At 69.4% G+C, this 15,148-nt stretch carries 6 protein-coding genes; 3 read left to right on the forward strand and 3 right to left on the reverse strand.

Annotated features, from left to right (window positions below; genetic code table 11):
* Positions 1 to 53 precede the first annotated feature (53 nt).
* Together B0E47_RS02795 and B0E47_RS02800 are read right to left on the reverse strand one after the other, a co-directional pair.
* Positions 54 to 593, reverse strand: a complete 540-nt coding sequence (locus tag B0E47_RS02795; protein WP_077512298.1) for an energy transducer TonB — start codon at positions 591 to 593, stop codon at positions 54 to 56.
* Between the two features lie 11 nt (positions 594 to 604).
* The gene (locus B0E47_RS02800) at positions 605 to 1,891 is read right to left on the reverse strand and encodes an acetyl-CoA C-acetyltransferase (protein ID WP_077512300.1); all 1,287 of its coding nucleotides are present in this window, start codon (positions 1,889 to 1,891) and stop codon (positions 605 to 607) included.
* Between the two features lie 164 nt (positions 1,892 to 2,055).
* Between B0E47_RS02800 and B0E47_RS02805 the strand changes: the two genes are divergently transcribed.
* Both B0E47_RS02805 and B0E47_RS02810 read left to right on the forward strand, forming a co-directional pair.
* Entirely contained in the window at positions 2,056 to 3,195 is a 1,140-nt protein-coding gene (locus B0E47_RS02805) for a hypothetical protein (RefSeq protein ID WP_077512429.1), read from the forward strand.
* Positions 3,196 to 3,400: 205 nt separating this feature from the next.
* Positions 3,401 to 5,848 (forward strand): GGDEF and EAL domain-containing protein, encoded by a 2,448-nt coding sequence (locus B0E47_RS02810; protein WP_254422777.1) that lies wholly within the window; start codon positions 3,401 to 3,403, stop codon positions 5,846 to 5,848.
* 3 nt (positions 5,849 to 5,851) lie between these two features.
* On the opposite strand, the gene B0E47_RS02815 is transcribed toward B0E47_RS02810, so the two are convergent.
* Complete coding sequence (locus B0E47_RS02815) at positions 5,852 to 6,319, reverse strand: GNAT family N-acetyltransferase (protein ID WP_217318885.1); 468 nt, start codon at positions 6,317 to 6,319, stop codon at positions 5,852 to 5,854.
* Positions 6,320 to 6,493: 174 nt separating this feature from the next.
* Between B0E47_RS02815 and B0E47_RS02820 the strand changes: the two genes are divergently transcribed.
* Positions 6,494 to 15,124 carry a glucoamylase family protein gene (locus B0E47_RS02820; protein ID WP_174566943.1) on the forward strand — a complete coding sequence of 2,877 codons (8,631 nt, stop codon included), beginning with the start codon at positions 6,494 to 6,496 and terminating at the stop codon, positions 15,122 to 15,124.
* Positions 15,125 to 15,148 lie beyond the last annotated feature (24 nt).

Here is a 15,148-nt window from a genome sequence, read left to right on the forward strand (position 1 = left end):
AGATATATAGGGCGATCGTCATCGCCGGCGCGACGCCATGCCGACGGGTCGGTTCAGAGCATGCCCAGCGCCTGACCCTGCGAAGAGAACCGCATCGGCAGCTCGCCGCTGAGACCGTCGGGATGGCCCGGCGGCACCGCGAAGCGCCAGCCACGCACGCTGCGCAGCGCATGTTCGTCCAGGATCGGGTCGCCGCTGGAGGCGACCACGCGGGCGCGGCCGACCCGACCGGTCGCATCGACCTGCACCTGCACGATCACGCGGCCGTCGAGATGGCCGCGCAATTGGGCCCAGCTCTGGCTGGTGTCGCCCGGCGTCGCCAGCGGTTGCAGGATGGCGGGTGGCGCCGATACCGCGGCCTGCACCGTTCCGGCGCCGCTGAGGTGAATTCGTCGATGCACCACCCTGACCGGGCCACCTCCGCGCGGCACCGTCGATGGCCTTCGTGGCGTGGCATGCGTGGGCCGAACCATCGCCACACGATCGGACGGTTGCTGCCACTGGCCGGTCAGGCCGCTGAGCCAGCTGGTACCGGCGATGCCGACCAGCAACGCCAGTGCGCTCAGTCCCGTGGTGGTGCGCAGGTGCGGCATCGATCCCGCTGCTACGGCCGCTCGAGGATGGCGGTGACGCCCATGCCACCGGCCGTGCAGATCGAGATCAGGCCGCGACCGGAACCTTTCTGCTCCAGCATTTTGGCCAGGGTGGCGATGATGCGCGCGCCGGTGGCGGCGAACGGATGGCCCACGGCGAGACTGGAACCGTGCACGTTGAGTTTCGCCGGATCGATCGTGCCCAGTGGTGCGTCCAGGCCGAGCCGGTTCTTGCAGTAATCGGCCGATTCCCACGCGCGCAGGGTGCACAACACCTGCGCGGCGAACGCCTCGTGGATCTCGTAGAAGTCGAAGTCCTGCAGGCTCAGTCCATTCCGCGCGAGCATCCGCGGCACCGCGATGGTGGGTGCCATCAGCAGGCCCTCGCCGTGCACGAAATCCACCGCGGCGACTTCCGCGTCGCGCAGGTAGGCCTGCACCTTCAGGCCGTGTTGCGCGGCCCAGGCATCGGTACCCAGCAGCACGGCCGCGGCGCCATCGGACAGCCCGGTGGAATTGCCGGCGGTGAGCGTGCCGTGGCCGGAGCGCTTGTCGAACGCCGGTTTCAGCGCGGCCAGCTTTTCCAGCGTGCTGTCCGGACGCAGGAAGCCATCGCGCCTGAGCCCGCGGAACGGCACCAGCAGATCGTCGAAGAAGCCGGCGTCGTAGGCGGCCGCCAGCTTGTGGTGGCTGTCCAGCGCCAACCGATCCTGTGCCTCGCGGCCGATCTGCCATTGCCGCGCCATCTGTTCGCAATGGTCGCCCATCGACTTGCCGGTGCGCGGCTCGGCCACGCCGGGGAAGGAGGGCTTCAGCTCGCTGAAGGAAAACCCGCGCAGCGCGGTCTTCAGCTTGTCCAGCGGGGTCTTCGCGCGGTTCATCGCCAGCAGCCGCTTGCGCAGGCGGGTGCCGTAGACGATCGGTACGTCGCTGGTGGTATCCGAGCCGGCGGCGATGCCGGCCTCGATCTGGCCGGCGGCGATCTTGTTGGCGATGATGATGGCGTTGTCGAGCGAGGTGCCGCAGGCACGCGCGGTGGTGATCCCCGGTGTGGTCGGCGCCAGCCCGGAACTGAGCAGGGCCTCGCGCGCGAGGTTCCAGTCCGATGAGTGCTTGATCACCGCGCCCAGCGCCACCTCGCCCAGTTCCACGCCGTGCAGGCCGAAGCGCTCGACCAGCGCGCCGAGCACTTTCACCGACATGCCGAAATTGCCCACGTCGGCGTAGGCCGTGTTGTTGCGACAGAACGGGATGCGTATGCCGCCAATGACTCCGACGCGCCGGTGCGTGTTGTCCATGCCCTGAAAAGTCCATCACTCGATTGCTTCAAGGCTAACCCGCCATGCCGCCGTGCGAAAGCCCAAGCGGCCTGCAGGATGCTGTTCCGTTCAGCCCTGTCGTGCGGAGCGTGAAGATCGCACTGATAGAATGCGCGTTCTTCAAGTCCCCTGGGTGGCCAATCGTGGAAGCGCAAACGCTGCTCGCCCTGCCCGTGCTGCTGGCGCTTGAGCCGGTGGCCGGCGAGCCACCGGCGCGGATGACGCTCGGCCGCGACGAGGCCGCCGAGCTGGCGCAGCTGGTCGCGACGGACCTGCTCGGCCTGGTGCCGCAGGTGGCAGCGGCGCGACTGGTGCTGGCCGGCGCGCTGTTCGATCCGGTGGAATTGCTGCGGCCGGGCTTTCCGGTGTGGTCCACGCTGGACGAACTGGCCCTGCGCGTGCCGCGCGGGACGCTGGAAAACGTGGTCGCCTTCGGCAGTCACGAGGGGCACATGCCGGCGCTGCCGCTGGAACCGTCGGCGGTTTATGCCGAGGGTCCGATGCGGCTGCTGCCGATCAGCCTGCTGGCCCCCACGGCGCTGGCCGACGAGCTCTCCACCCAGCTGGAGATCCAGCTGGTCGGCCGCGGCGAGGCCGGCATGCAGACCGCCGACTGGCTGATGCGCACGCTCGGCGTACGGCTCGAACACGTGCGTTACTTCAGCCGCAACGACCTGCTCGCGCTGACCTGCGTGCAATACGAACACGTCAACCTGGCGCCGCTGTGGGCACTGCTGGAAACCGCGCTGCTGACACCGGAGCGGGAAGAATCGACGCTGAGCGCACGCGGCCTGGCGCTGCGCTACGCCGATGGTGTCGTGCTGGCGCAGTCGCCGGCGCACTGGCAGGCAGGGCAGGGCGGCGACCCGGCGCAACGCGCCCATGATTTCGCCGGCATCGTGTTCGAGCTGCGCCAGTACGCCGCGTTGCTGGACGCCCACCGGATTCCGCTGCGCATGCAACCATCCGGCACGACGACCGAGGCAATGGACGGCTATCTGCTGGAAACCCATGCGGCGGCCGCTGCGGAATTCGGCTTGCCACGGCTGTTCGCGCACGAGGCGCCCGGCCTCGGCGTGGTCGCGGTGACCGCGGCGCAGGCAGCCGGGCCCGGTCGCGTCCGCGTGCTGGCGCACGGCTACCCGTTGCGGCCGCAGGCACTGGGTCCGCTGCTGCAGCGACTGGCCGAGCGCCATGGCGTTGCCGACGGGCTGCAGGCGCTGGGCCGGATCGTGCTGGACGCAGACGGTGCACTGTCCGCGCCGGTCGCTACCGCCCACTGAACCGGCCGGCGTCGAAGCCGGTTTTCCCGCCGTTTTCGACGGATCATTCGAGATCCGCATCGGCAGCGCGTTTTTCGACTCCTCGACGCGTCTTCCGGCGGCAGTTGTGCCGTGACGAACTGTCGGCGCATGATGAGCGCGCGTCGACAGGGGGCGCACTCAAGCTGACGGGATGACCATGCGGCCGCAAAAGCAAGCCGGGGGGTTGCCGACACTTCCAGACGGGCCGCACTGGCCCGCCAAGCTCCTGCATGGCGCGCCGGCCCTGCTCACCTATCTCGACGCCGAGCAGCGCTTTCGCTACGTCAACGACACCCATCGCAGCTGGCTCGGCATCGACCCGGCGGAGATGATCGGCCGGCGCCTGATCGATGTGGTCGGCGCGGACAACTACGAGCGTGCCCGGGTGGCATTGGAGCAGGCCTATGCGGGTCGGCTGGCCAGTTACGAAGGCGAGCTCCACGCCAACGGCGAGCGGCGCTACGCGCACGGCAATTTCCAGCCCGATTTCGATGCCGCCGGCCGGGTCTGCGGCGTGTTCACCGCCCTGATCGACATCACCGAGCGGCACCAGCTCGAACTGCAGTTGCACGAGAGCGAGCGGCGCTTCTTCAGTGCGTTCCAGCACGCCGCCATCGGGATGGCGCTGACCGGCCCGGACGGCCGCTTCCTGCGCGTCAACGCCGCGCTATGCCAGATGCTGGGTTATGACGAGGAAGCATTGTTGCGGCTGGGCATCGCCGAGGTGACGCATCCGGACGACATGGCCGCCGACGCGGAACTGATGATGCAACTGCTCACCGGCCAGCGTGAAAACTACCAGCTGGAGAAGCGCAACCTGCACCAGGACGGCCATGTCGTGTACATCCAGCTCAGCGTGTCGCTGGTGCGCGACGACGACGGTGCGCCGCTGTACTTCGTGTCGCAGGCGCAGGATATCAGCCAGCGCAAGGCGTTCGAGGACGCCCTGCACCGCGAGCGAGAACTGGCCGAGGTCACCCTGCGCTCGATCGGCGACGCGGTGATCACCACCGACCCGCAACTGCGCATCAACTCGCTCAATCCGATCGCCGAGGCAATGACCGGCTGGAGCAGCGAAGAGGCGCAAGGGCGCCCGGTCGAGGAAGTGTTCCGGCTGTTCGATGCCGTGCACGGCGAGCCCGTCGCCAACCCGCTGCACGTGGCGATCGGGCAGAACACCATCGTCGATCTCGCCGGCCGCACCCTGCTGCGCCATCGGCACGGTTTCGACACGCCGGTGGAGGACTCCTCCGCGCCGATCCACGACCATGCCGGCAATGTGATCGGCGGCGTGCTGGTGTTCCACGACGTCAGCGAGACCCGCGCGCTGGCGTTGAAGATGATCCACCTGACCCAGCACGACACGCTGACCGGCCTGCCCAATCGCAGCCAGTTGCACGAGCATCTCGCGCAGGCGCTGGCGATCGCCCATCGCCGCCAGCAGCGCGCGGCCCTGCTCTACATCGACATCCACCAGTTCAAGCGCATCAACGACCAGCACGGCCATGCCGCAGGCGACCGCGTATTGCGCGCATTCGTGGCCCAGCTGCAACGCAGCCTGCCCGGCGACGCCCTGCTCAGCCGCCATGCCGGCGACGAGTTCGTGGTGGTGCTGCCGCACATGGACAGCGTCGGCGAAGCGGCCAGCCTCGCGCAGGTCCTGCTCAACCAGGGTGAGCAGACGCAGGTGGACGGATTGACCGAGCTTGGCCTGCACGTCGGCATCGGCATCAGCGTGTACCCCGACGATGCACCGGATCCGGAAAGCCTGCTGCAGCACGCGGAAACCGCGCTGGCGGCGATCCGCGGCCAGGGCCTGCACGGCTACCGTTTCTTCACGCCGTCGATGAACGAGCGCACGCGCGCCCGCCGCGGCATCGAGGCCGCCTTGCGCCAGGCGCTGCCGCGGCGCCAGTTGAGCCTGCATTACCAGCCCAAGATCGACGCGCGCAGCGGGCGCATCGTGGGTGCCGAGGCCTTGCTGCGCTGGTACGCCAAGGGACAGGAACTGTACACGCCGGACCAGTTCATTCCGGTGGCCGAGGATACCGGCCTTATCCTGTCGATCGGCACCTGGGTGCTGCGCCAGGCTTGCCACCAGGCGCGACTGTGGCAGCAGCAGGGCCACCGCATTCCGGTCTCGGTGAACGTCTCCCCGCTGCAGTTCCAGCATGCCGATTTCCTCGACTGGCTGGACGAGGTGCTGGAAGAAAGCGGGCTCGATGCCGGCCTGCTCGAACTCGAACTGACCGAGCGCATGGTGATGTCCGGCGGCGATGCCACCAATGCGCTGCTGCAGCGGATCCGGCAGCGCGGCGTGCGCCTGTCGCTGGACGATTTCGGCACCGGTTATTGCAGCCTGTCCTACCTGAAGCACTTCCCGATCGACGCACTGAAGATCGATCGCGTGTTCGTGCGCGACGTGATCGGCGACCCGGACACCGCCACGATCACCGGCGCGATCATCGCGATGGCGCGCACGCTGGACAAGCTGGTGATCGCCGAAGGCGTGGAGACGGAGGAACAGGCCGCGTTCCTGCGCCAGGCCGGCTGCACCCAGCTGCAGGGATTCCTGTTCGGCGCCCCGGTACCCGCCGCCGAGCTGGAGCAGCGATTCGCCGAACCGGGCTGAGCATCAGCGCTCGGCGGCGTCCGCCAGCATCGCCTCGTACATCCAGTAGTGGCAGCGCTGCATGCCCAGCCCTTCGTAGGTCTGCTGGGCGTGCCGGTTCTCCGTCTCCACGTACAGGCGCAGGCCGACCGCGCCGGCCGCCGCCGCGCGTTGCTCGACCGCCGCGTACAGCGCGCGGAACACGCCGCCACGGCGCGCCGCGGGATCCACGTAGACACTCTGGATCCACCAGAAATCGCCGCCACGCCAGTCGCTCCACTCGAACGTCACCAGCAGGCAGCCGACGGCCACGCCGGCGTGCTCGGCGATCAGGTAGAAGCCGCGGCGCGGCTGCTCCAGCACACCGGCGACGCCACGCCGCAGGATGGCCGGATCCAGCCGCTTGCGCTCGGTTTCCCACGCCATCGCGGTGTTCCACGCGACCAGGTCGGCAACGTCGGCGGGCATGGCGGCCCGAATCAGCAGGGACACGGCGAGACTCCGGCAGGATGAGGCGGCCATCGTAGCGTGCGCGCTCTTCACATGCCGGCGGGTAAGGTGGCGGCACAAGCCGGTGGCTGCGCGCGGCAGCGTGCGCCACCCGGAGATCGCCGTGGCCGGCCCTTCGCGTGGCCTGGTCGCCATCCACCCCAAGGAACATCGCGCTTGAACATCGGCAGCCTTCTCGATCGGCTCAAGTGGCGCCGCCTGCAGGCGTTTCGCCGCCGCCGCGTCGCGTCGCGCACGCGACCGGAGCAGGAGCCGGCGCTGCGCGCGGAGCTGTTCAGCGCCGAACAGATGGAGCGGCACGGCCGGGTGCTGGCGGCGCAGCACCGCTTGCGCGAGCGTTCGCAAGCCGACCTCCTGCTGGGCCGGCTAGCCGACAACGAGGCGGTGATCACCCACAGCTGCGAGCGGCTGACCGACGCGACCCGGCGCAAGCGCCGGATCACTCCGGCCGGCGAATGGCTGCTCGACAATTTCTACCTGATCGAGGAGCAGATCCGCACCGCCCGCCGGCACCTGCCCAGGGGTTACAGCCGCGAGTTGCCGCGGCTGGACAACGGCGCCTCGGCGGGCCTGCCGCGGGTCTACGACATCGCGCTGGAAATCATCGCGCACGGCGACGGCCGCATCGACACCGCGGGTCTGCATCGTTTCATCCACGCCTACCAGGAAGTGACTCCGCTGAAGCTGGGCGAGCTGTGGGCGATCCCGATCATGCTGCGACTGGCCCTGATCGAGAACCTGCGCCGGGTCGCGGCGCGGGTGATGGCGGACTGGCGTTTTCGCGGCCGTGCCGTGCGCTGGGCCGACAGCATGACTGCCACGGCCGAACGCGATTCCAATTCGGTGGTGCTGGTGGTGGCCGACATGGCGCGCTCGAATCCGCCGATGAACGGCCCGTTCGTGGCGGAAATGGCGCGCCGGCTGCAGGGCCAGAGCCCGGCGCTGGCGCTGCCGCTGAGCTGGCTCGAGCAGCGCCTGTCCGAGTCGGGCCAGAGCATCGAGCACCTGGTCCAGCTCGAAGCGCAGCAGCAGGCAGCGGCGCAGGTCTCGGTGGGCAATAGCATCGGCAGCCTGCGCGCGCTGTCGGCGATCGACTGGCGTGATTTCGTCGAGCACGCCAGCCTGGTCGAACGGTGTCTGCGCGAGGATCCGGCCGGTGTCTACGCGGCGATGGATTTCGCCACCCGCGACCGCTACCGCCACGTGATCGAGCGGCTGGCGCGACAGCATCGGTTGAGCGAGGCCCAGGTCGCCGAAGCCACCATCGAGCTGTGCCGCGCCGCGATCCCGACGACGCCCGCGCCCGCACTGCCGCGGCATGTCGGCTTCTACCTGATCGACCGCGGCCGCCCGCTGCTGGAACGGCAGCTGGGGATCCGGCCGCGGCTGACCGAGCGCCTGCGCCGCACGTTCGACCGTGCGCCGGTGCCGATCTACCTCGGCTTGCTGCTGCTGCTGACCGTCGCCTTCGCCGAACCGCTGGCGCTGGCCGCCTCCTACGACGACGTGGCGACGTGGGCGCTGGTCGCGATCGCGCTGCTGGCACTGATCGTGGCCAGCCAGCTGGCGTCGAGCCTGTTCAACTGGATGGCCACGCTGGCGATTGCGCCGCAGCTGCTGCCCCGCATGAATTATGCGCATGGCATTCCGGCCACGGCGCGCACGCTGGTGGCGATCCCCAGCATGCTCGCCAGCGCGCAGGACGTGGAGGATCTGGTGGAGGCGCTGGAGGTGCGCTTCCTCGGCAATCGCGACGAACACCTGCACTTCGCCCTGCTCACCGACTTCACCGACGCGGACAGCGAGAGCCTGCCCGGCGACGAGGCTCTGCTGCAGCTGGCGCAACGGCGCATCGAGACGCTCAACGAACGCTACGCCAGCCGCGAGTCCGACCGCTTTTTCCTGTTCCACCGGCCGCGTCGCTGGAACCCGTCCGAGCGCTGCTGGATGGGCCACGAGCGCAAGCGCGGCAAGCTGGCCGACCTCAACGCCCTGCTGCGCGGCAACGCCCACGATCGTTTCATGCGCATCGTCGGCGACATCGCCACCCTGCCGCCGGTGCAGTACGTGATCACCCTGGATACCGACACCGAGCTGCCGCGCGACGCGGCGCAGGCCTTCGTGGGCAGCATCGACCACCCGCTCAACCGCGCGGTGTACGACCCCGAACGCCGGCGCGTGGTCAGTGGCTACGCGATCCTGCAACCGCGCGTGGGCATCAGCCTGCCCAGCACCGCGCGTTCGCGCTACGCCAAGCTGTACGGCAGCGACGCCGGCATCGACCCGTATACGCAGATGGTCTCGGACGTCTACCAGGACCTGTTCCACGAGGGCTCGTTCATCGGCAAGGGCATCTATGCGATCGACGCGTTCGAGCGCACCCTGGACGGCCGCTTCCCGGAAAACCGCATCCTCAGCCATGACCTGGTCGAGGGCTGCCACGCGCGTTCGGGCCTGCTCAGCGACGTGCAGCTGTTCGAGGAGTACCCGACCCGTTACGGCGCCGACGTCAAGCGTCGGCATCGCTGGATCCGCGGCGACTGGCAACTGCTGCCGTGGCTGCTGCCGTGGGCGCCGACCGCGCATGACGGCTGGCGCCGCAACGCGCTGACCGCCCTGTCGCGCTGGAAGATCCTCGACAACCTGCGCCGCAGCCTGGTCTCGCTCGCGGTGCTGGCGTTGCTGGTGATCGGCTGGCTGGCGTTGTCCCCGGTGCTGTCGTGGACGGTCGCGGTGCTGTCGATGGTGCTGGTGCCGCCGCTGCTGTCGGCCCTGCTGGAACTGGTGCAGAAGCCGAAGGACGTGCAGCTGGACCAGCACCTGCGCGCCGGCTTCATGGCCGGCATGCAGCATGTGGCGCGAATGGCGCTGGGCCTGGCCTGGCTGCCGCACGAGGCGCTGTACCACCTGGATGCGATCGCGCGCACGCTGTGGCGCATCGCGTTCAGTCACCGCCACCTGCTGCAGTGGCAGACCTCCAGCGACGTCGAGCGGCGCAGCCGCAACACGCTCGCCGCCGCATGGCGGCAGATGTGGATCGGCCCGCTGTTCGCCGTGCTGCTGACCGCGGCGCTGGTGTGGCAGCGGCCGCTGGTGCTGGTGCTGGCGTGGCCGCTGCTGCTGTTGTGGCTATTGTCGCCCGGCATCGCCTGGTGGATCAGCCAGCCACCGCGCCGGCTCGACGAGTTCGCGCCCAACGCGGCGCAGACGCGTTTCCTGCGCGTGCTGGCGCGGCAGACCTGGGCCTTCTTCGACAGCCACGTCAACGCGGCGGAGCACTGGTTGCCGCCGGACAACCTGCAGGAACAGCCCGGCCCGGTCATTGCCCATCGCACCTCGCCGACGAACATCGGCCTGGCCCTGCTGGCCAACCTGGCCGGTTACGACTTCGGCTTCCTCGGCGCCGGTCGGCTGCTCGAGCGCACCCGCGAAACCCTGGCCACGATGCGGCGATTGCCGCGCTACCGCGGCCACTTCTACAACTGGTACGACACCCAGACGCTGCAGCCGCTGGCGCCGCTGTACATCTCGGCGGTGGACAGCGGCAACCTCGCCGGCCACCTGCTGACCTTGCGCCCGGGCCTGCTCGAACTGATCGAGGCGCCGGTGTTCCGGCCATGCACATGGCAGGGCCTGCTGGATACCCTGCAACTGCTGCACGACGCGCTCGGCCACGACGAAAAGGCGCTGGATCGACTGCAGGGAGAACTGCAGGATGCGCTGGACAGCCCGCCCGCCACCACCGGCGCCGCGCTCGCCGTGCTGCAACGCCAGCGCGCGCAGGCGCAGGCGCTGGCCGAGGTACTGATGCCCGAGCCGGACAGCGACGCCGCGTTCTGGCGGGATGCGCTGTGCGCGCAGCTGGACGAGCTGTGCGCGGAGACGGCATGGTTCAACCTCATTCCACCCGCCGACGACGACGGTGGTTTTCGCGGCATACCCAGCCTCGACCAGCTTGCGCATATCGAGCCGCTGTGCTGGCCGGGCAGCTTCGATGCCGATGCGATCCGCGAGCGCGCCCGCGAGCGCATCGCGCTGATCGAGCAGCTGGCGCAGCAGGTCGACGAACTGGCGCAGATGGATTACCGCTTCCTGTACGACAGCGCGCGTGACCTGCTGGCGATCGGCTACAACGTCGACGCGCGCCGGCTGGATGCCGGCTACTACGACCTGCTGGCGTCCGAAGCGCGGCTGGCCAGTTTCGTCGGCATCGCCCAGGGCCAGCTGCCGCAGGACAACTGGTTCGCGTTGGGCCGCTTGCTGACCACCGTCGGCGGCGAGCCGGCGCTGTTGTCGTGGACCGGCTCGATGTTCGAGTACCTGATGCCGAACCTGGTGATGCCGGGCTACGAAGGCACCCTGCTCGATCAGACCTGCCGCGCGGCAGTGGCGCGGCAGATCGAATACGGCAGCCAGCACGACGTGCCCTGGGGCGTTTCCGAATCCGGCTACAACACGCTGGATGCGCACTTCACCTATCAATACCGCGCGTTCGGCGTGCCCGGCCTCGGCCTCAAGCGCGGCCTCGGCGACGATGTGGTGATCGCTCCGTACGCCAGCGCGCTGGCCCTGATGATCGCGCCCGCCGCCGCAACCAGGAACCTGCAGCGGCTGGCCGACGGCGGTGCGCAGGGGCGCTACGGCATGTACGAGGCGATCGACTACACTCCGGCGCGGCTGCCGGTGGGGCAGTCCTCGGCGCTGGTGCAATCGTTCATGGCCCATCACCAGGGCATGAGCCTGCTGGCGCTGGGTTACGCCCTGCTGCAGCGCCCGATGCAGCGCCGCTTCGGTTCCGACCCGCAATTCCGCGCCACCAGCCTGCTGCTGCAGGAGCGCATCCCGAAGACCGCCGCCGAATACCTGCATGCCTCCGGCTTCCCCGACGGCAATGCCGGCGCGTCCGCCAGCGAGACGCGGCTGCGCGTGTTCGCCGATCCGAACCGGGCACACCCGGCGCTGCAACTGCTGTCGAACGGCCACTACCACGTGATGCTGAGCAGCGCCGGCAGCGGCAGCAGCCGGCGCGGCGAGCTGGCGCTGACGCGCTGGCGCGAGGACATCACGCGCGACCATTGGGGCATGTTCTGCTACCTGCGCGACGTCGCCAGCGGCGCCTACTGGTCGGCGGCCTACCAGCCGGTGTGCCGCAAGACCGAACTGTTCGAGGCGATCTTCTCCGAGGCGCGCGCCGAGTTCCGCGTGCGCGAGCGCGAATTCGACGCGCACACCGAGATCGTGGTGTCGCCCGAAGACGACATCGAGCTGCGCCGCACCCATGTCACCAACCGCAGTCGCACCGCCCGCACGATCGAGCTGACCAGCTATGCCGAAGTGGTGCTGGCGCCGCCGCTGGCCGACGCGCTGCATCCGGCCTTCAGCAAGCTGTTCGTGCAGACCGAACTGGTGAGCGAACTGCAGGCCATCGTGTGCACGCGCCGGCCGCGCGCCCACGGCGAGGCGGTGCCGGCGATGTTCCACCTGCTCGCGGTGCACGACGCCGACATCGACGAGATCTCCTACGAAACCGACCGCGCCCGCTTCATCGGCCGCGGTCGCAGCGCGGCGGCGCCACTGGCGCTCGATCCCGCGCAAACGCGGCTGTCCGGCAGTGCAGGCTCGGTGCTCGACCCGATCGTGGCGATCCGCTGCCGCATCACCCTGCAGCCCGAACAGACCGCCATCATCGACTTCGTCACCGGAATCGCCGACCAGCGCGAAGGCTGCCTGCACCTGATCGGCAAGTACCGCGACCGCCATCTCGCCGATCGCGTGTTCGACCTGGCCTGGACGCACAGCCAGGTGCTGCTGCGCCAGCTCAATGCCGGCCTCGCCGATGCCCAGCTGTACGAGCACATGGCCACCGCCATCGTGTTTCCCAATGCCAACCTGCGCGCCGAGCCGGGCGTGCTGCGCGGCAACCGGCGCGGCCAGTCCGGCCTGTGGGGCCAGTCGATCTCGGGCGACCTGCCGATCGTGCTGCTGCAGATCGCCAGCCCCGCGCGGATCGAGCTGGTGCGCCAGCTGGTGCAGGCGCATGCCTACTGGCGCCAGAAAGGGCTGGCGGTAGACTTGGTGATCTGGAACGAGGATCGCGCCGGCTACCGGCAGGATCTGCAGGACCAGATCCTCGGCCTGATCGGCTCCGGCAGCGAGGCCGGCCTGCTCGATCGTCCCGGCGGCATCTTCGTGCGGCCGGCGCAGCAGCTCTCCGGCGAGGACCGCATGGTGATGCTGGCCAGCGCCCGCATCGTGCTGGCCGACCATCGGGGCACGCTGGCCGAACAGATCGGACGGCGCCAGCTGGAAACCCACGCGCCGCCGTTCGAGCCCACGCGCGTCGAGCGGCCGGCGCTGCCCGCGCCGATCGCCCTCGCGCCGCCGGGCCTGCAACTGCGCAATCCGCACGGCGGCTTCAGTGCCGACGGCCGCGAGTACGTGATCGTCTCCGCCGCCGGCGCGGTCACGCCGGCGCCGTGGGCCAACGTGCTGGCCAATCCGCACTTCGGCACGGTGATCTCCGAGAGCGGCGGCGCCTATACCTGGGGCGAGAACGCGCACGAGTTCCGCCTCACGCCGTGGCACAACGACCCGGTGGTCGACGGCAGCGGCGAGGCGATCTACCTGCGCGACGAGGAAACCGGCGCGCTGTGGTCGCCCACGCCGTTGCCCAGCCGCGGCGGCGGCAGCTACACCACTCGCCACGGCTTCGGCTACAGCGTGTTCGAGCACGCCGAGGACGGCATCCATTCGGAGCTGTGGATCTACGTGGCGCTGGATGCCTCGGTGAAGTTCTCGGTGCTGAAGCTGCGCAACGATTCCGGCCGGCCGCGCAAGCTCAGCGCCACCGCCTATGTCGAGTGGCTGCTCGGCGACCTGCGCGAGAAGACCGCGATGCACGTGGTCACCGAGTCCGACCCGGCCAGCGGCGCGCTGTTCGCGCGCAACAGCTACAACGTCGAGTTTCCCAACCGGGTGGCCTTCCTCGACGTCGACGATCCCGAGCGCGGCATCGGCGGCGACCGCAGCGAGTTCATCGGCCGCAACGGCGGCATGCATGCGCCGGCCGGGCTGGGCCGCCGGCAGTTGTCCGGCCGGCTGGGTCCCGGCCTGGATCCCTGTGCCGTGCTGCAATCGAAGCTGAGCCTGGACGACGGCGGCGAGCGCCAGCTGATCTTCCGGCTCGGCCTGGGTCGCGATGCCACCGACGCGGCCGCGCTGGTGCAGCGCTTCCGCGGCAACGGTTCGGCCGCCGCCGCGCTGGCGCGGGTGCGCGCGCACTGGCAGCAGGTGCTCGGCGCCGTGCAGGTGCAGACGCCCGAACCGGCACTCGACGTGCTCGCCAACGGCTGGCTGCTGTACCAGACCATCGCCTGCCGCATGTGGGCGCGCAGCGGCTACTACCAGTCCGGCGGCGCGTTCGGCTTCCGCGACCAGCTGCAGGATTCGATGGCCACCGTGCACGCCGCGCCCGAACTCGCGCGCGCGCAACTGCTGCTGTGCGCCGCGCACCAGTTCCCCGAAGGCGACGTGCAGCACTGGTGGCATCCGCCGCTGGACCGCGGCGTGCGCACCACCTGTTCCGACGACTACCTGTGGCTGCCGCTGGCCACCAGCCGCTACGTGCTGGCCAGCGGCGACCGCGGCGTACTGGATGCGCGCGTGGGTTACATCGAAGGCCGTCCGCTGCATCCCGGCGAGGAATCCTATTACGACCTGCCGCAGCCCTCGGCCCTGGTCGAACCACTGTACCGGCACTGCGTACGCGCGATCGAGCACAGCCTGCCGCGCGGCGTGCATGGCCTGCCGCTGATCGGCGGCGGCGACTGGAACGACGGCATGAACCGGGTCGGCGAGGCCGGTCGCGGCGAGAGCGTGTGGCTGGGTTTCTTCTCCTGCGAGGTGCTGCAGCGTTTCGCCGAGGTGGCGCGGCTGCATGATGACGAGCCGTTCGCGCAACGCTGCGAAACCGAAGTCGAAAAACTGCGGGTCGCACTGGAACAGCACGCCTGGGACGGTGCCTGGTATCGGCGCGCCTGGTTCGACGACGGCACCCCGCTCGGTGCGGCCGGCAACGAGGAGTGCCGGATCGACTCGATCGCGCAAAGCTGGTCGGTGCTGTCCGGTATGGCGTCGCCCGAACGCCGGCAGCAGGCGATGGATTCGCTCGACCAGCACCTGGTGCGCCGCGACGCGGGCCTGGTGCAATTGCTGGACCCGCCGTTCGACAAATCGCCGATGGACCCGGGCTACATCAAGGGCTACGTGCCCGGCGTGCGCGAGAACGGCGGCCAGTACACGCATGCCGCGATCTGGGCCACGATGGCCTTCGCCGAACTCGGCGACAGCCAGCGCGCGTGGGAACTGCTGCGCATGATCAACCCGGTCAACCACGGCCTCGATGCAGAACAAATGGACGTCTACAAGGTCGAGCCCTACGTGGTCAGCGCCGATGTCTACGCGGTCGCCCCGCATGTCGGCCGCGGCGGCTGGAGCTGGTACACCGGCTCCGCCGGCTGGATGTACCGGCTGATGATCGAATCCCTGCTCGGCCTGCGCCTGGAAGCCGGCAAGCTGCGCTTCGCGCCGGTGCTGCCGGAGGACTGGGAAGGTTTCACCATGGACTATCGCCACCGCGGCACGCTGTACCGCATCCACCTGCGCCAGAGCGACGCCGGCACCACCAGCACCGTGTGGCTGGATGGCGTGGCGCAGGCCGATGGCTGCATCTCGCTGGCAGACGACGGGGTGGAGCACAGCGTCGAGCTCAATTGGCCGCGTATGTAGATGATTCTTCGGGCTCGAGCCGCA

Source organism: Rhodanobacter sp. B05, from assembly GCF_002001085.1.
In the GTDB taxonomy this organism is placed as follows: Bacteria; Pseudomonadota; Gammaproteobacteria; order Xanthomonadales; family Rhodanobacteraceae; genus Rhodanobacter.